The sequence below is a fragment of the Serpentinimonas maccroryi genome, assembly GCF_000828915.1.
Classification (GTDB): Bacteria; Pseudomonadota; Gammaproteobacteria; order Burkholderiales; family Burkholderiaceae_C; genus Serpentinimonas; species Serpentinimonas maccroryi.
The window spans coordinates 389049-405276 of sequence record NZ_AP014569.1 but is presented as its reverse complement, the minus strand read 5'-3'; the positions used below and the strand labels follow the sequence as shown (position 1 = coordinate 405276).

17 protein-coding genes are annotated in these 16228 nt (G+C 67.5%); 9 read left to right on the top strand and 8 right to left on the bottom strand.

Annotated features, from left to right (window positions below; genetic code table 11):
• Nucleotides 1-21: 21 nt before the first annotated feature.
• On the bottom strand, nt 22-321 hold the full coding sequence (locus SMCB_RS01795) for a hypothetical protein (RefSeq protein ID WP_338056285.1): 300 nt from the start codon (nt 319-321) through the stop codon (nt 22-24).
• Nucleotides 322-396: 75 nt separating this feature from the next.
• Between SMCB_RS01795 and hemA the strand changes: the two genes are divergently transcribed.
• Genes hemA through prmC form a run of 3 tightly spaced genes read left to right on the top strand, consistent with a single transcriptional unit; the run spans nt 397 to nt 3744 of the window.
• Nucleotides 397-1674 (top strand): glutamyl-tRNA reductase, encoded by a 1278-nt coding sequence (gene hemA / locus SMCB_RS01790; RefSeq protein ID WP_045534616.1) that lies wholly within the window; start codon nt 397-399, stop codon nt 1672-1674.
• Nucleotides 1675-1681: 7 nt separating this feature from the next.
• A complete protein-coding gene (prfA, locus tag SMCB_RS01785; RefSeq protein ID WP_045534614.1) occupies nt 1682-2797 on the top strand; it encodes a peptide chain release factor 1 in 1116 nt (371 codons plus the stop codon).
• A gap of 26 nt (nt 2798-2823) precedes the next feature.
• A complete protein-coding gene (gene prmC, locus SMCB_RS01780; protein ID WP_045537402.1) occupies nt 2824-3744 on the top strand; it encodes a peptide chain release factor N(5)-glutamine methyltransferase in 921 nt (306 codons plus the stop codon).
• A gap of 37 nt (nt 3745-3781) precedes the next feature.
• Here prmC and pap read toward each other — a convergent pair whose 3' ends face one another.
• On the bottom strand, nt 3782-5299 hold the full coding sequence (gene pap / locus SMCB_RS01775) for a polyphosphate:AMP phosphotransferase (protein ID WP_045534613.1): 1518 nt from the start codon (nt 5297-5299) through the stop codon (nt 3782-3784).
• Nucleotides 5300-5509: 210 nt separating this feature from the next.
• Between pap and rpsU the strand changes: the two genes are divergently transcribed.
• Entirely contained in the window at nt 5510-5722 is a 213-nt protein-coding gene (gene rpsU / locus SMCB_RS01770) for a 30S ribosomal protein S21 (RefSeq protein WP_029463041.1), read from the top strand.
• Between the two features lie 221 nt (nt 5723-5943).
• Complete coding sequence (gene murI, locus SMCB_RS01765; RefSeq protein WP_045534611.1) at nt 5944-6822, top strand: glutamate racemase; 879 nt, start codon at nt 5944-5946, stop codon at nt 6820-6822.
• Between the two features lie 40 nt (nt 6823-6862).
• On the opposite strand, the gene pmbA is transcribed toward murI, so the two are convergent.
• Nucleotides 6863-8326 carry a metalloprotease PmbA gene (pmbA, locus tag SMCB_RS01760; RefSeq protein ID WP_045534608.1) on the bottom strand — a complete coding sequence of 488 codons (1464 nt, stop codon included), beginning with the start codon at nt 8324-8326 and terminating at the stop codon, nt 6863-6865.
• 21 nt (nt 8327-8347) lie between these two features.
• On the opposite strand from pmbA, the gene yjgA reads away from it, so the two are divergent.
• Complete coding sequence (gene yjgA, locus SMCB_RS01755; RefSeq protein ID WP_045534606.1) at nt 8348-9019, top strand: ribosome biogenesis factor YjgA; 672 nt, start codon at nt 8348-8350, stop codon at nt 9017-9019.
• A complete protein-coding gene (mog, locus tag SMCB_RS01750; protein WP_045534604.1) occupies nt 9016-9615 on the top strand; it encodes a molybdopterin adenylyltransferase in 600 nt (199 codons plus the stop codon). Before yjgA ends, mog begins: the two co-directional genes overlap by 4 nt.
• A gap of 98 nt (nt 9616-9713) precedes the next feature.
• On the opposite strand, the gene cysE is transcribed toward mog, so the two are convergent.
• Together cysE and SMCB_RS13015 are read right to left on the bottom strand one after the other, a co-directional pair.
• Nucleotides 9714-10487, bottom strand: a complete 774-nt coding sequence (cysE, locus tag SMCB_RS01745) for a serine O-acetyltransferase (RefSeq protein WP_045534603.1) — start codon at nt 10485-10487, stop codon at nt 9714-9716.
• 11 nt (nt 10488-10498) lie between these two features.
• On the bottom strand, nt 10499-11374 hold the full coding sequence (locus tag SMCB_RS13015) for an RNA methyltransferase (protein ID WP_284738128.1): 876 nt from the start codon (nt 11372-11374) through the stop codon (nt 10499-10501).
• A 257-nt stretch (nt 11375-11631) separates the two neighbouring features.
• Here SMCB_RS13015 and SMCB_RS01735 point away from each other — a divergent pair, with 257 nt between their 5' ends.
• Nucleotides 11632-12099: a helix-turn-helix domain-containing protein gene (locus SMCB_RS01735; protein WP_045534602.1), complete on the top strand. Its 468-nt coding sequence runs from the start codon at nt 11632-11634 to the stop codon at nt 12097-12099.
• An 88-nt stretch (nt 12100-12187) separates the two neighbouring features.
• On the opposite strand, the gene SMCB_RS01730 is transcribed toward SMCB_RS01735, so the two are convergent.
• A protein-coding gene (locus SMCB_RS01730; RefSeq protein ID WP_144400224.1) for an IS3 family transposase occupies nt 12188-13749 on the bottom strand; the annotation gives its coding sequence in 2 pieces (ribosomal slippage) (nt 12188-13311 and nt 13311-13749; 1563 coding nt in all).
• 600 nt (nt 13750-14349) lie between these two features.
• Here SMCB_RS01730 and SMCB_RS01720 point away from each other — a divergent pair.
• Nucleotides 14350-15201: an inositol monophosphatase family protein gene (locus tag SMCB_RS01720; protein ID WP_045537397.1), complete on the top strand. Its 852-nt coding sequence runs from the start codon at nt 14350-14352 to the stop codon at nt 15199-15201.
• A gap of 67 nt (nt 15202-15268) precedes the next feature.
• Here the strand turns inward: SMCB_RS01720 and SMCB_RS01715 are convergent, their stop codons facing one another.
• Together SMCB_RS01715 and SMCB_RS13230 are read right to left on the bottom strand one after the other, a co-directional pair.
• Nucleotides 15269-15898 carry an EAL domain-containing protein gene (locus tag SMCB_RS01715; RefSeq protein ID WP_338056284.1) on the bottom strand — a complete coding sequence of 210 codons (630 nt, stop codon included), beginning with the start codon at nt 15896-15898 and terminating at the stop codon, nt 15269-15271.
• A complete protein-coding gene (locus tag SMCB_RS13230) occupies nt 15892-16026 on the bottom strand; it encodes a hypothetical protein (protein ID WP_338056283.1) in 135 nt (44 codons plus the stop codon). The genes SMCB_RS01715 and SMCB_RS13230 overlap by 7 nt, the downstream gene beginning before the upstream one ends.
• Between the last annotated feature and the right edge of the window lie 202 nt (nt 16027-16228).

The following is a 16228-nucleotide window of genomic DNA, read 5'->3' as shown; positions in this document are numbered from 1 at the left end:
CCGCCCCTGCCAACCTTGAAGTCAGCGCGAGCGCCAGTAGGCCACTGCCGAGCCTAGCGCCACCACCAGCGCCGCGTAGGTGGCCATGCGGCCGTCGCGCCCGTGCCACCACAGCCCGGCCAGCAGCACCAGCGCGCCCAGCGCCGACAAAGCAAGCCAGCCCAGCAGCAGGCTTTTGAAGCGCGAACCGCGCCGGCTGCCCGCGCCCTGCCCCCAGACCAGCGCCGGCGCCAGCAGCGCCGCCATGCCTAAGGCCGGCAGGAAGAAATGGAACAGATGCAGCAGGCCGTCGAAGAAGCTCATGTGGGGTGGTGCGGCCACGCAGGCCTGCTGTAGGGGCAACAAACTAGGGGCAAACTAGGGGCAAATCCGCTTCGATTTTATAATCCGGCCCTTATGGCAGTTTGGGCGCTAGGAATCAACCATCAAACCGCGCCGCTCGACGTGCGCGGTCGGTTCGCGTTCGCGCTCGACCAGCTTCCCCCCACCCTGCAGCGCTTTCGCGCCGGCTTGGCGCAGCGGCCCGAGGCGGCGCTGCTCTCGACCTGCAACCGCACCGAAATCTACTGCGCCGCCGAGCAGGCCGCGCTCGAACCCACCCTGCACTGGCTGGCCGACACCGGCGGTGTGAGCCCACAGCAGCTGCTGCACCACGCCTACGTGCTGCACGACGACGCCGCAGCACGGCACGCCTTTCGCGTCGCCAGCGGGCTCGACTCGATGGTGCTGGGCGAGCCGCAAATCTTGGGCCAGATGAAAGACGCGGTGCGCGCCGCCGAACAAGCCGGCGCCCTGGGCCGCACGCTGCACCAGTTGTTTCAGCGCTCCTTTGCGGTGGCCAAGCAGGTGCGCAGCAGCACCGCCATCGGCGCGCAGTCCATCAGCATGACCGCCGCCGCCGTGCGCCTGGCGGGCCAGTTGTTTGAAGATTTGCACCAGATCCGGGTGCTGTTCGTCGGCGCCGGCGAGATGATCGAACTCGCCGCCACCCACTTTGCCGCCAAGCAGCCGCTCTCGATGGCCATCGCCAACCGCACGCTGGAGCGCGGCGAAAAGCTCGCCAGCCGCTTCGGGGCCGAAACGCTGCGGCTGTCCGATTTGCCCAACCGGCTGCACGAGTTCGACGCCGTGATCAGCTGCACCGCCTCCACCCTGCCGCTGATTGGGCTCGGGGCGGTCGAGCGCGCGCTCAAGCAGCGCCGCCACCGGCCCATGTTCATGGTCGATCTGGCCGTGCCGCGCGACATCGAGGCCGAAGTCAAGGGGCTCGACGACGTGTACCTCTACACCGTCGATGACCTCGCGCACGTGGTGCAAAACGGCAAAAGCCAGCGCCAGGCGGCGGTGGCGCAGGCCGAAGCGATCATCGACTCTGGCGTGCAGGGTTTCATGCACTGGCTGCAGCAGCGCGACCCGGCCCAGGGCGTGGTCGGGCTGATCGGCCAGCTGCACGCGCAGGCCGAAGACTGGCGCGCGCTCGAACTGGAGCGGGCGCGCAAGCGGCTGGCGCGCGGCGAGGACACCGAGGCCGTGCTGCAAGCGCTGGCGCGCGGCCTGACGCAAAAAATGCTGCACGGCCCGCTGGCCGAGCTGCACGCCGGCGACGAACACACCCGCGCCGCCACCGCTGAAGCGGTCTCGCGCCTGTTCCTGCGCGGGCCCGGGCGCTTGTGAACCGTCTGTGAAGCCCTTCATCCGCCACACGCTGGAGCGCCAGCGGCTGCGCCTGCACGAACTCGACGCCCTGCTGGGCGCGCCCGACGCCGTGGCCGACCGCGAGCGCTTTCGCCAGCTCAGCCGCGAGCACGCCGAGGCCGACGCCGTGGTGCAACCCTACCTGCGCTACCTCGAGCGCGAAGCCGCGCTGCAGCATGCGCACAGCCTGAGCCTCGACCCCGACCCCGAACTGGCCGAACTGGCGCAGCTCGAAGCGGCGCAGCTGCAAGCCGAACTGGCGCAGCTCGAAGCCGAACTGCAAACCCTGCTGCTGCCACGCGACCCCGACGACGTGCGCAACGCCTTCCTCGAAATCCGCGCCGGCACCGGCGGCGACGAGGCCGCGCTCTTTGCCGGCGACCTGGCGCGCCTGTACACCCGCTTTGCCGAGCGCCAGGGCTGGCGCGTCGAAACCCTGAGCGAAACCCCGGCCGAGCTGGGGGGCTACAAAGAGCTGGTGTTGCGCCTCGAGGGGCGCGGCGCCTACGGCATGCTGCGCTTTGAATCTGGCGGGCACCGGGTGCAGCGCGTGCCGGCCACCGAAGCGCAAGGGCGCATCCATACCAGCGCCTGCACCGTGGCGGTGCTGCCCGAACCCGACCCGACGCAGGCCATCACCCTCAACCCGGCCGAGCTGCGCATCGACACCTTCCGCGCCAGCGGCGCCGGCGGCCAGCACATCAACAAAACCGACTCCGCCGTGCGCGTGGTGCACCTGCCCACCGGCTTGGTGGCCGAATGCCAAGACGGGCGCAGCCAGCACAGCAACAAGGCCAAGGCGCTGCAGGTGCTGCAAGCGCGCCTGCAGGAAAAAGAGCGCAGCGAACGCGCCAGCCGCGAAGCCGCCGAGCGCAAGGGCCTGATCGGCAGCGGTGACCGCAGCGACCGCATCCGCACCTACAACTACCCGCAGGGGCGCCTGAGCGACCACCGCATCAACCTCACGCTCTACAAACTGGGGCAAATCCTAGAGGGCGACCTAGACGAAGTGCTGCAGGCGCTGCGGCTGGCACGCGGCGCCGAGCTGCTGGGCGAACTGGAGCAGCGCGCCGCCCAGAGCGAGCGCGGGGCGCTGGCGTGACCGGCCTGCCCGCGGCCAGCACCGAAATGGCCCGCACCGAATCGACCAGCACCGAGGCCGCTTGCCACAGCGCGCAGCGAGCCGGGCTGCCGCGGCTCGAAGCCCAGCTGCTGCTGCTACACGCGCTCGGGCGCCAACCGCACGAGCGCGCTTGGCTGCTGGCGCATGGCGATGCGCCCTTGCCCAGCACCGCCGCCCAGCGCTACCACGCCCTGTGCGCGCGCCGCCTGAGCGGCGAGCCGCTGGCCTACCTGAGCGGCCAACGCGAGTTCTACGGCCTAGCGCTGCAGATCGACGCGCGCGTGCTCGACCCGCGCCCCGACACCGAAACCCTGGTTGACTGGGCGCTCGAGCTGCTGCCCCTGGGGCAGGCCGTGCCGGTGCTCGATCTGGGCACCGGCAGCGGCGCCATCGCGCTGGCGCTGCAACAGCAGCGGCCGCTGGCCCAAGTGTGGGCGCTCGACGCCAGCCTCGATGCCCTAGAGGTGGCGCGCGCCAACGCCGCGCGGCTGCGCCTGCCGCTGCGCTTGCGCCACGGCCACTGGCTGCGCGGCTGGCCGAAAGCGGCTGGCTCCCCGCCAGCCCAAGCAGACCCAGGTAGCGCCCTGCCCCCTCTAGACGAGCCGCACACGCCCCCAGCCGCGCTGGGGCTGATCGTGTCCAACCCGCCCTACATCCGCGCCGCCGACCCGCACCTGCCCGCCTTGCGCCACGAGCCGCAGCAGGCGCTGGTGGCCGGGCCCGATGGCCTAGACGACCTGCGTGAAATCATCGCCAGCGCCCGCGCCCACCTGCAGCCCGGTGGCTGGCTGTTGCTCGAACACGGCTGGGATCAGGCCGACGCCGTGGCCGCCCTGCTGCGCACGCACGGCTACCAGAGCGTGACGCACCGGCTCGACCTCGCCGGCCACCGGCGCTGCAGCGGCGGGCAGCAAGCGCCGGCTTGAGTGGCTGTGAGCGCAGACCAGTCCTGCGCGTAGACCATCACGCCACTCGCTCCAGTGCCGCCTCCAGCCGCTGGCACAGGTGGCGCAAAACCTCGATGCGGCTCCAGTGTTTGTTGTCGCTGGCCACGATGTGCCACGGCGCGACTTGGGTCGAGGTGCGGTCGATCATCTCCTCCACGGCGCGCTCGTACTGCGGCCATTTTTCGCGGTTGCGCCAGTCGTCTGGCGTGATCTTGAAGTTTTTGTACAGCGTTTGCTCGCGCTCGCGAAAACGGCGCAGCTGTTCCTCGGGCGTGATGGCGAGCCAGAACTTGACGATCACCACCCCGGCATCGCTCAGCTCCTCTTCGTACTCGTTGATCTCGCCGTAGGCGCGCAGCCAGTCAGCCGGAGCGCACAAGCCTTCGACGCGCTCGACCAGCACCCGGCCATACCACGAGCGGTCAAAGATCACCGCGCGCCCAAGCGCCGGAATGTAGCGCCAAAAGCGCCACAGGTAGGGCTGGGCGCGTTCGTTTTCGTTCGGGGCCGCCACCGGCACCACGCGGTAAAAGCGCGCATCCAGCGCCTGCGTGACGCGCCGGATGGTGCTGCCCTTGCCGGCCGCGTCCATGCCCTCGAACACCAGCGCCAGCGCGCGTTTTTGCATGCGCGCGTCGCGGCTGAGCAAGGCCAGCTTGCCTTGCCATTGTTCGAGTTCGTCTTCATAAACGCTGCGCTTGAGGCTGCGCGAGTAATCCTGCGCCTTGAGCAGGCTGCGCTGGTCGAGCGCTAGAAATGGCGGTTGTTGCAACACCCGGTCGGCGGCGGCGAGTGCCGGGGTAGCCTCGCCTGCGGCCACCGGGCGGGCGAGCGCCGCCTGCATGACCTGCAGCAGGTGCTGCGCGGCGCTCAGGGTGCGGTAGGCTGGGTCGCTGCCGTCGATCACCAGCCACGAGGCCTCACCGATGCTGGTCTTGCGCAGCGCCTCGTCGCTCACCTCGATGAAGCGGTCGTAGTGCCGCAGGTTGTCTTTTTCTTGGGGCGTGACGCGCCAAGCGGTTTTGGGGTCGGATTGCAGGGCTTTGAGGCGCTCCTTGGCCGTTTTTTTGGACAAGTGAAACCACAGCTTGACCAGCACCACCCCTTCGGCAACCAGCATGCGCTCAAACTGGCGGATGCGCTCCAGCCGCTGCACGAAACGGTCGTGGGGCTCGCCGCCCCGGGCATAAGAGTACACCGGGTCGGTGTACCAGGAGCCGAAAAAAATCCCGATGCGGCCCTTGGGCGGCAACACCTGCCAAAAGCGCCACATCTCGGGGTGCTTGCGGTCTTCGGGCGTGAGCGGGCCAAAGGCTTCGGTGCGGATGTGGCGCGGGTCCATCCACTCGTTGAGCGTGTTTACGGTCTCGCCGCGGCCACCGCCATCGACGCCGTTGACCAAAATCAGCACCGCCGTGTGCGCCTCATGCAGCAGCCGGTACTGGGCTTGCAACAGCGCCTGGCGCAGGCGCGCCGACTCTTGCTTCCAGCGCTCTTTTTCGACCCGGTGCCCAATTTCTGCCGATTCAAACATCTAAACTGCCTCCTACAAACGCACTGTAGCGCCAAAAACACACAAAGCCCTTCCCTAACCTGGCGCAGATGCATATAATTCCAAGCTTTGCTGGCAATCCCCCCGTCGGCCTTGATCCACCACAAGACGGGGAAAAATTTTTGCAGCGCGGCCTAGGGGCTCGATCTTGCCCTAGAACCGGCGCGGCGCAATCCTGGAAACTTTTGGCTAATGACCACCATCCGCGTTAAAGACAACGAACCTTTTGATGTCGCTCTGCGCCGCTTCAAGCGCACCATCGAAAAACTGGGCCTACTTAACGACTTGCGCGCACGCGAGTTCTACGAAAAACCCACCGCCGAGCGCAAGCGCAAGAAGGCCGCCGCCGTCAAGCGCCACTACAAGCGCGTGCGCTCGATGCAACTGCCCAAACGCATGTACTGATCAGGCCGCCCCACTTGGGGCACCGGACAACAGCCCGACAACAGCCCGCTAGAGCTTGCTTTGGCGGGCTGCTTTGCTTGGCAGACCCGCAGGACGTGGCTCCTGGCCCACCAGCCCCACTCGCCCGGCCGCCGCACCCGCGCCACTCGCCTCGAATTCGCGCCCTATTTCCCCAACATTGGCCCAAAATTTCCCCAACATTCGCCCAGCATTCACCCCCCATGCCAACCTTGCCGCCGCACCCTCCAGCCGCCCCAGCGCTGCCACACGGCGACGCCGGTGCCGCCGTGGGCGTGTTCGACTCCGGCGTCGGCGGCTTGTCGGTGCTGCGCGAAATCCGCGCGCTGCTGCCGGCGCAGGCGCTGCGCTACGTGGCCGATTCGGGCCATGCCCCCTACGGCGACAAGGCGGCGCAGCAGGTGCAGGCGCGCGCTGAGCGCATCATCGAATTTTTGGCGGCGCAGCCGGTGCAAGCGGTGGTGGTGGCGTGCAACACCGTCACCGGCCTGTCGATCCAAGCGCTGCGCCAGCGCTTCCCGCAGCTGCCGCTGGTGGCCATCGAGCCGGCCGTCAAGCCCGCCGTGGCCGCCACGCGCAGCGGCACCGTGGGCGTGCTCGCCACCCACAACACCGTGCACAGCCCGGGCCTGGCGCGCCTGATCGCGGCCCACGCCGGGCCGGTGCGGGTGCTGGCCCAAGCCTGCCCGGGCTGGGTCGAGTTGGTGGAGCGCGGCGAGCTCGATGGCCCCGCCTCTAGGGCGGCGGTGGCTGCCTGCCTCGATCCGCTGCTGGCACAAGGGGCCGATGTGCTGGTGCTGGGCTGCACCCACTACCCCTTTTTGCGCCCGCTGATCGAGCAACACGCCGGCCCCGGCGTGCAGGTGCTGGACCCGGCAGCCGCCGTGGCGCGCGAGCTGCTGCGCCGCTTGCCGGCTGCTGCGTCGAACGCTGCGCTAGGTACCACGCCGATTGCTGCGGCCCAGACCCTACTAGGCGCAGGCTGCACGCATTTTTGGAGCAGCGGCGACTGCGCCCATGCCTCGAGGCTGATCTCGCGCCTGTGGGGCGCGCCGGTGGTGGCCGCCGCGCTGCCGGTTTAACCCACCCAGCTCAACGCCGGCGCAGCGCCAGCAGCGGCAATCAGGTGCCCGCGACCTTCATGCGCTCGATCAGCACCGAACCCACGTTTTTGGAGCCAAAGGCAAACTCGTCGGCCCCGATCGCTTGCAGGCCCAAAAACATGTCTTTAAGGTTGCCGGCGATGGTGATCTCTTGCACCGGGTAGGCGATGGCGCCACCTTCCACCCAAAAGCCGCTGGCGCCGCGCGAGTAGTCGCCGGTGACGTAGTTCACGCCCTGCCCCATCAGTTCGGTGACGAACAAGCCGGTGCCGAGCCGGCGCAGCATGGCCGGCAGATCGTCTTCGGGCTGCGTCAGGCGGCTGCGCAGGTACAGGTTGTGCGAGCCGCCCGCGTTGCCGCTGGTGCGCATGCCGAGCTTGCGCGCCGAGTAGCTGCTCAGAAAATAACCCTTGACGCAGCCGCCGCTCAGCACCTCGCGGGCCTGCGTTTGCACGCCTTCGCTGTCGAACGGGGCGCTGCCTTTGCCGCGCACCACCCACGGGTCTTCGTGCAAATCGATGTGCTCGGGGAACACTTGGCGGCCCAGGCTGTCGAGCAAAAAACTGGTTTTGCGGTACAGCGCGCCGCCGCTGATGGCCTGCACAAAGGCCCCCAGCAGCCCTGCCGCCAGCGGCGACTCAAACAGCACCGGGCATTCGGTGGTGGCAATTTTGCGCGGCGCCAGCCGCGCCAGCGCGCGCTCGGCGGCGTAGCGCCCCACCGCTTCGGGGCTGGCCAAATCGTGCGGGCTGCGCATCGAGCTGTACCAGTAATCGCGCTGCATCTGCGCGCCCTTGCCGGCGATCGGGCTCACCGACAGGCTGTGGCGCGAACTGGCGTAGCCGCCGCGAAAAATGCCCTCGCGCCCGCGCTCGCCGCCGCGCATGTGCTCGGCGTAAAAGTGCGACTGCTGCGCCGACACCGCCGCGCCTTCGCTGTTGCGGATGTGTTTGCTGGTTTGCAGCGCCGCCGCCTCGCAGCGCAGCGCCAGTTGCTGCGCCTGCTGCGCGTCGATGGCCCAAGGGTGAAACAGCTCCAGCTCGGGGGCGTCGCGGGCCACGTCCTGCTCGTCGGGCAGGGCCGCCGCCGGGTCTTCGGCGGTGTAGCGGGCGATGTCGTAAGCGGCCTGCACGGCTTGGCGGATGGCCTGCGGGCTGAAGTCGGAACTGGAGGCGTTGCCGCGGCGCTGCCCCAAATAGACCGTGACGCCGAGCGACTTGTCGCGGTTGCGCTCCACGTTTTCTAGCTCGCCCATGCGCACCGAGACGTTGAGGCCCGCGCCTTCCGAGACCTCGACCGCCGCATCGGCGGCCCCGAGCTGCTTGGCGTGCTGCAAAGCCAGATCGGCCAAGGCCTCAAACTGCTGCCGGTGGTACTGAAAACCCGCTTCGGGAGCGGGGGGGGTGTGCGGGCCAGCCGGGCTATTCGTGCCTGTTGGGCTATTTGGGCCGGAGGCGGGTCCAGTAGATCGGGATTTTTTCATGCTGGGCGCTATGATAGCCGGATGGCACGCAAACCCACCAAAGGCTACTTCGTCAAAGGCCACTTCGTCGCTGCAGGCAGCGAACTGGACCTTGAACTCAAGCGCGAACTCAAAGGCGACACCGAGGCCAGCAGGACCGACCTCAAAAAACACAGCGAACACCTGCAGCAGCTGGGCGAGCAGCTGCTGGGCTTGCGCAGCGGCTTGCTCGACCGGTTGGCTTTGCCCGGCATTCTGCTCGACGCCCTCGCCGAGGCGCGGCGCATCAGCGACTTCGAAGGCCGCCGGCGCCAGATTCAGTACGTCGGTAAGCTCATGCGCCGGCTCGACGCCGCCACCGTGGAAGCGGTCGAGCAGGCGCTGGCCGAGCAGCACCAAGGCAGCGCCGCCGACACCCTGCGCCTGCACCAGGCCGAGCAGTGGCGCGAGCGCCTGCTGACCGACGACGAGGCGCTGAGCGCCTGGCTGCAGATCGCCCCAGACACCGACTTGCAACACCTGCGCACCCTCATCCGGCAGGCGCGCAAAGACGCGCAGTCGCAGCGCGCCGCCGAGCCGGGCGCTGCACCCGCCGGCAAAGCCGCACGCCAGGGCAAAAGCTACCGCGAAATCTACCAGCTGGTGCGCGCCGGCCTAGAGCCACCGCCCGACCCTGCCGCTGCGGCCCCCGCGCAACCGCTGGAGGCCGCATGAGCGCGCTGGAGCCGGTGCGCATCGGGCTGGTGTCGGTGAGCGACCGCGCCAGCGCCGGCGTCTATGCCGACCAGGGCCTGCCCGCGCTGCAAGACTGGCTGCGCCGGGCGCTGCGCAACCCGCTGCACTTCGAGCCGCGCCTGATCCCCGACGAACGCGAGCGCATCGGCCAGACCCTGATCGAGCTGGCCGACGCGGCCGGCTGCGCGTTGGTGCTCACCACCGGCGGCACCGGACCGGCCCCGCGCGATGTCACGCCCGAGGCCACGCGCGACGTGGCAGAGCGTGAGCTGCCCGGCTTTGGCGAGCAGATGCGCCAGATCGGGTTGCGCTTCGTGCCCACGGCCATTTTGTCGCGCCAAGTAGCCGTGCTGCGCGGCCGCTGCCTGATCATCAACCTGCCGGGGCAGCCCAAGAGCATCGCCGAGACGCTCGAGGGCCTGCGCGACCCCAACGGCCAGGTGCTGCTGCCCGGCATCTTCGCCGCCGTGCCCTACTGCATCGACCTGATCGGCGGCCCCTACCTCGAGACCGACCCCGCCGTCTGCGCCGCCTTCAGACCCAAGAGCGCGCAGCGGCCGGCGAGCCCGACCTAGCAAATCCGGCTCCGTAGGCTGCCTGCCCCGTAAGCCCAGCCCTTTGCCCTGTCCCGCTGGAACCGGCCCCGTAAGCACCCTACTCGCGGGCCAGCCCCCTACTTACCCACCAGATCGTTGAGCTTTTGGGCCTCGAACTGCTCGAGCCGGGCGGCGTCGGGCGGCAGCGGCTGGTTCAGTCCTTGCTGGGCCGACAACTGCTCCAGCGCCTGCCAGAGCAGCGCGATCTGGTGCTCTTGGCTGGCGGCGCTGTCGACCAGGCCACGCAGCGCTTGGCTGAGCGGGTCGTCGTTTTGCGTGATGCCGTAGGCCGAAAAACCCAGCTTCGCGGCCTGCTCCTCGCGCCGGGCGTCGGCTTGGGCCAAGATGATGCGCGCCGGGTTGCCCACCGCCGTGGCCCCGGGCGGCACGGCCTTGGTCAGCACCGCGTTGCTGCCCACGCGCGCGCCGTCGCCCACCACAAAGCCGCCCAGCACCTTGGCGCCGGCCCCGATGACCACGTCGCGCCCCAGCGTCGGGTGCCGCTTGGCCCCCTTGTGCAGCGCCACCCCGCCCAGCGTGACGCCGTGGTAGATGGTGCAACCGTCGCCGATTTCGGCCGTCTCGCCGATCACCACCCCCATGCCGTGGTCGATGAACACGCGCGCACCGATCTGCGCGCCGGGGTGGATTTCGATGCCGGTGAGCCAGCGGCTCCAGTGCGCCAGCCAGCGCGCCAGCCATTTCCAGCCCCGGCCCCACAGCCGGTGCGCGATGCGGTGCAGCAGCAGCGCATGCAAGCCGGGGTAGCAGGTCAGCACCTCCCAGCGCGAACGCGCCGCCGGGTCGCGCTCCAAAATGCAATCGAGGTCGGACTTGAGTCGGGCAAACATAGCCGTGCAGTCTAACCCTTGGTCTGCGCCAAACGCAACACCGCGCGCGCCACCCCGCGCAAAATATGGATTTCGGCCAGCGTGGGCTGTGCCCGGTTGAGCAACTGCTGCAGGCGCGGCAGCAGTTTTTTGGGGGCGGCTGGGTCGAGGTATTGCAGCGCCACCAGCGCCTCTTGCCAATGCGCCAGCGCCGCGGCCACGGTGGCGGCGTCGGCGGGGGTGTCGGCGGCGTTGCGCGGTGTCGGCGCGGGAGCGCCGGGGAGCTGATCGGGGCGGTCGTCGGTGTGATCTATGGCGCGATCATCGGTATGTTGTCCGGCGCGATCGTGCGCACGGTCGCCGGCGCGGTCGTTGGTGTGAGGCTCAAATCCACCCAAAGCCAGCCGCCACTCGTAGGCGATCAGCTGCACCGCAGCAGCCAGGTTGAGCGAGCCGTAGCCGGGAGAGGTCGGGATGCGCAGGCTGGCGTGGCAGCGGTACACGTCGCCGTTGCTCAGGCCATAGCGCTCGGGGCCAAAGACAAACGCCACCCCGTGCGCCGCGGCGGGCGCAGCCCGCTGCGCCTGCACCCAAGCGCCTAAATGCTCGCGCGGGGCCAGAGTGGGCGGGCCAAAGTCGCGCGCCGTCATGGCGGTGGCGCACAGGTGCGTGATGCCGCCCAAGGCCTCGTCGAGCGTGGCACACACCCGCGCTGCCGCCAGCACGTCGGCGGCACCGCTGGCGCGCTCCAGCGCCTCGGGGCGCTGCAACACATCGGCCCAGCGCGGCCGCACCAGCACCAGATCGGCAAAGCCCATCACCTTGAGCGCCCGCGCCACCGCGCCCACATTGCCAGCGTGGCTGGGCTCGATCAAAATGAAACGGCTGACGATCGGCTGGTTGCGCATGGACTCTAGGGGGGGTGGACGGGTTGAACCCGGATTGTCCATGAGCCGCCGCTGCGGTGCGGCTGGTGTGGTGCAACCTTGGCGGCCACAATGCCCCGATGATATCCCTGCGTAGCTAGGCGTTTAGCACTCCGGTGTCGCATGCCTGGGGCGTTTTCGCGATGTGTCGTGTCGGTGTCGCCTTGCTGTCGTGCTCGTGTCGTGGCGTGCTTTGATCAACTGCTGTAACCTGTGCTGCGTGACGACAAGGACTTCTTATGAACATTCAAAAATTGCGCTTGCAACGTGGCTGGTCTCAACAACAACTCGCTGAACTGAGCGGGCTTAGCGCCCGTACTATTCAGCGACTCGAAAACGGGCAGCCAGCCAGTACGGAGTCCTTGAAATCACTGGCGTCGGTCTTCGAGATCGACTTCTCCACTCTCACCAGTGAGCAAAACATGAGCACGCACAGCAATTCACAGCAGGATGAACAACTGGCACTTGCCAAGGTACGTAAGATCAAAGGCTTCTATTATCACTTGGTGCAGTACGTGGTCGTCATCAGCGTGCTGGCTGTTATCAACCTCATTATGCATCCATCCAACTTGTGGTTTTTCTGGCCTGCATTTGGTTGGGGTGTCGCCATCTTGGCGCATGCTGCAGCCACATTTGAGTTCATCCCATTTTTCGGTGCCAAGTGGGAGCGAAAGCAAGTAGAAAAACAGTTGGGGCGTCCATTGTGAAGAAAAAATCGGGTTCAATCCACCATTTTCTCGCTCTGGGCTGGCGGCGGCAGACCAGTCGGTACATGTCAAGCAACTTGTCGCGTCCTCAAGCAGCCATTGGCTGCGTAATGCTGCGCGTCAGGGCAGCGTTTTGCACCTCCGTTCGTTCAGGGTTGAGGGTGACGGTTTTGATGAGTGACCAGTCGCGCGTGGGGCCAGACCAGCGCCGCGGGTTGTCTTCGCGGGCTTGGGCGTAGAGGGCGTGGCGTGCTTGCAGAATCTCTTGGTCCAGTCCGGCATGGCGCTGCGCCGGCGTGACGTAGCGGATGCCACTGTGGCGGTGCTCATGGTTGTACCAATGCACGAAATCGCTCGCCCACTGGCGCGCAGCCTGCAAGTCGGCAAACCCTTTTTCAGGATACTGCGGCCTGTACTTGGCCGTGCGAAACAGGCTCTCCACAAAGGCGTTGTCGTCGCTGACGCGGGGCCGCGAGTACGAGGGCTTGACGCCCAGCCAGTGCAGCATCGCCAGCACGGTGGTGGCCTTGAGCGTGGCGCCGTTGTCGCCGTGCAGCACGGGCTTGTTGTCCAAGGCGTGGATGCCCTCGGCCAGCGCCGTGCGCTTGACCAACTGCGTGGCGTGCACGGAGTCGTCGCGCTCATGGACTTCAAAGCCCACGATCTTGCGGCTGTAGACGTCCAGAATCAGGTACAGATAGAACCAACGCCCAGTGACCTGCGCCGGCAGGTAGCTCATGTCCCAGCACCACAGTTGGCGCGGCGCCGTGGCCACGTGGGTGGTTGGCGCGCGGCTGGCGCGCGGCGCCTTGGCGCGCCCGCGGTGCTGCGTCTGACCATGCGCGCGCAGCACGCGCTGAAAGCTGGATTCGCTGGCCAGATACACGCCCTCGTCGGCCAAGGCCGGCACAATGCGCGCCGGGGGCATGTCGGCAAAGCGCGGCTGGTTGGCCACACGCAGGATCTGCTCACGCTCGACGGGGCTCAAGGCATGCCCGGGCGTAGGCCGCACGGCCTGTGGGCGGCCGTCGCCGCGTTGCAAGCCCGCACCGGCGCGCCAGCGCTGCAGGGTGCGCACGTCAATGCCGGCAACCTCGCAGGCCTTGTGCAGCCGTGCACCGGCTGCGTGAGCCGCTTGGATGTCTTGGGCCAAACTGCGGCGATCTTCGAGGCCGATCATTCGGCCGCGCCCTTGTGGAAGATCGCCTCGACTTTTTTTGACAGCACCAGCAGCGCTGCCGTCTCGGCCAGGGCCTTGTCCTTGCGGCGCAGCTCGCGTTCGAGCTCTTTGATGCGCCGCCGGTCTTCCTTGGTCTGCTGCGGGCTGGCGCGGGCCTCCTCGGGGCTGGCCAGGGCCTGCGCAGCGCTGCTGTGCCACTGCGCCAGATCGTGCGGGTACAGGCCGTGCTGGCGGCACCAGGCGCTGCGCGCTGCCTCGTCCAGCGCCGCTGTGCTGATCACCGCTTCGAGGCGCGCCGCCGCCGTCCAACTGCGCTGCTGCGCGGGCTGGGCCAAAGCGGCGCTGCGCCAGCGCTCTAGGGTGTCGGCGCTCACGCCAAACTCTTGTGCCAGCGCCGCCAGTGGGGCGCTCTCTGGTGGCAGCAGCCGGGCTACCACGCGGTTTTTGAATGCTTGTCCGTATCGAGCCACTTCGTTCTCTCTTCACTCGCCCCCGAGTGTGTGCTGTGCCACCCGGCGCCAGTGCAGGCTGTGGATTTGTGGACGATGCGCTGCGCGCACCGGTCGGCTGGCCGTGGACAACGCTGACGCGTTGCCCACCGCACCGACCTTCGACCACAAGCTCCACAGCCTCCTACCACCAAGGTTCATGACTTTGAAGTCAGGAACAGCCGGGTTCTATCGAGGCGACAAGTATTCTGACATGGGGGGCAGTCGGTATAAAAGTTACCCGCCGGTTTGAGGATACGTGTCGCATCCCCGACGATTGCATAGACACTGGGCGTTATCCATTGTTCATCGCTGGGGCAACTGGTCAATCTCATGGCGCTGGGGCGCTGGGGGCAACTGACCAATCTCGCGGGGCTGGGGCGCTGGGGGCAGTTGGCCGATTTCTGGCCGCGCAGCGGACGGCATGAGGCCGGCTGCCCCCAGCGCCCCAGCCCCTACCCCACCGACGCACCGCCCCCACCACACGCCACACAGGCTTGCCCCCACCGCCTCGGCACCAGCCCGCTAAAATGGCCTCCTTCCTGCGGCCATCGCGCCCCCACCCTGCGCTCCTACACAACCATGACCTCTCCGCACCTGCACCCCATGCTCAATGTGGCCATTAAGGCCGCGCGCGCAGCCGGCAACCTGATCAACCGCGCCGCGCTCGACATCGAGGCGGTGCGCGTATCGGCCAAGCAGACCAACGACTACGTCACCGAAGTTGATCAAGCGGCCGAGCAAGCCATCATCGCCACCCTGCACGAGGCCTACCCCGACCACGGCCTGTGGGCCGAAGAATCGGGCCGGCGCGAGGGCAAGGGGCGCGATCGCGCCTTCGTCTGGATCATCGACCCGCTCGATGGCACCACCAACTTCATCCACGGCTTTCCGGTCTATTGCGTCAGCATTGCGCTGCAGGTGCACGGCAAGCTCGAGCAGGCCGTGATCTACGACCCGACGCGCAACGACCTGTTCACCGCCACCCGCGGCCGCGGCGCCTACCTCAACGAGCGCCGCATCCGCGTGGCCAAACGCACCCAGTTGAGCGACTGCCTGGTGAGCACCGGCTTTCCGTTTCGGCCCGGAGACTCGCTACCGCACTTCATGCAGATGCTGGGCGAGGTCATGCCCAAGGTGCGCGGGGTGCGCCGCCCAGGCTCGGCCGCGCTCGACCTGGCCTACGTGGCCGCTGGTTTTGCCGACGGGTTTTTCGAGACCGGCCTGAGCCCTTGGGACGTGGCCGCCGGCGCGCTGCTGGTGACCGAAGCCGGCGGTCTGGTGGGCAACTTCAGCGGCGAATCCGATTTTCTGGAACAGGGCGAATGTCTGGCCGCCAACCCGCGCATCTACGGCCAAATGGTCAGCCTGCTGCACGGCTATAGCCGGATTGCGCCACCTGCGCCCAAACCCAGCCCGGCCAGCCCAGCCTGACCCGAGGAATCCCGGTTTCCAGCAACTTAGGGCTTCCAGCGAACGCAGGCGGAACCAGCGGCGCCATCTAGCCCGCTGGCCAATGCACCGCTGGCAGTTTCTCGTAGGCCGGGCGTGCAAACAGATAGCCTTGCATGTAGGGCACACCCATGCCGCGCAGGGTCTTGAATTCGGCGACGGTCTCGATGCCTTCGGCCACGACCTCGATCTGCAGCGCCTGGCAGACCCCCAAAATGCCGCGCACGATCGCTTGGCGCACTTGGTCGCTGTCGATGTGGCGCGTCAGGTCCATGTCGAGCTTGATCAGGTCGGGCTGAAACTCGGACAGCAGGTTCAGGCCCGAGTAGCCGGCACCAAAGTCGTCGATGGCGGTCTTGAAGCCCTGGCGTTTGTACTCTTTGATGATGCGCTTGAGGTGCTCTTTATCGACCAGGCGTTCGTTTTCGGTGATTTCAAAAACCAGTTGCTGGGTTGGAAAGCCGCACTGTTGTGCCGCTTGCAACGTAGCACGTATGCAGGTGGCGGCCTCATAGACCGCGTTGGGCATAAAGTTGATGCTCAGGCGAGCCGTTAGCCCCAAGCGAGCAGCCAATTCGACCGCCTTGACGCGGCAAGTCTGATCAAAAAAGTAGCGGTTGTCGTCGTTGACACGATCCAGCACCTCGGCCGCCGAGCCGCCAGCTTGTGCCCTTACCAAGGCTTCGTATAGACCTGCTGCGTGCGCACATCGACGATGGGCTGAAAAGCCATGCTGAAATCAAAGTCCAGTGGCGGACGGTCTTGACACTTGCGGCAGGCGGGGTGAGGAGGAATCAATTCTTGCATGGTGAATATCTTACACATCCTGGGGGCAGCGTCCAAGCAGCGTCCAAGCAAGTGCGACAACACCCCACTCTGCAGCCACGGCCGCAAGTCGGGCCTGGCTCACGGGTCTGCCTACGCAGCGCCGCCCAGCCCTGGCCGCGCACGCTTGCAGGCAAAATCGGCCCCCATGAGCACCCCCCACCCTTTGGCCGCCAGCGCCGCC

Coding starts and splice junctions, on each gene's coding strand:
- hemA (WP_045534616.1), top strand. CDS start 397: ATGGCAGTTTGGGCGCTAGGAATCAACCATCAAACCGCGCCGCTCGAC.
- prmC (WP_045537402.1), top strand. CDS start 2,824: ATGGCCCGCACCGAATCGACCAGCACCGAGGCCGCTTGCCACAGCGCG.
- pap (WP_045534613.1), bottom strand. CDS start 5,299: ATGTTTGAATCGGCAGAAATTGGGCACCGGGTCGAAAAAGAGCGCTGG.
- rpsU (WP_029463041.1), top strand. CDS start 5,510: ATGACCACCATCCGCGTTAAAGACAACGAACCTTTTGATGTCGCTCTG.
- murI (WP_045534611.1), top strand. CDS start 5,944: ATGCCAACCTTGCCGCCGCACCCTCCAGCCGCCCCAGCGCTGCCACAC.
- pmbA (WP_045534608.1), bottom strand. CDS start 8,326: ATGAAAAAATCCCGATCTACTGGACCCGCCTCCGGCCCAAATAGCCCA.
- yjgA (WP_045534606.1), top strand. CDS start 8,348: ATGGCACGCAAACCCACCAAAGGCTACTTCGTCAAAGGCCACTTCGTC.
- mog (WP_045534604.1), top strand. CDS start 9,016: ATGAGCGCGCTGGAGCCGGTGCGCATCGGGCTGGTGTCGGTGAGCGAC.
- cysE (WP_045534603.1), bottom strand. CDS start 10,487: ATGTTTGCCCGACTCAAGTCCGACCTCGATTGCATTTTGGAGCGCGAC.
- SMCB_RS13015 (WP_284738128.1), bottom strand. CDS start 11,374: ATGCGCAACCAGCCGATCGTCAGCCGTTTCATTTTGATCGAGCCCAGC.
- SMCB_RS01735 (WP_045534602.1), top strand. CDS start 11,632: ATGAACATTCAAAAATTGCGCTTGCAACGTGGCTGGTCTCAACAACAA.
- SMCB_RS01720 (WP_045537397.1), top strand. CDS start 14,350: ATGACCTCTCCGCACCTGCACCCCATGCTCAATGTGGCCATTAAGGCC.
- SMCB_RS13230 (WP_338056283.1), bottom strand. CDS start 16,026: ATGCAAGAATTGATTCCTCCTCACCCCGCCTGCCGCAAGTGTCAAGAC.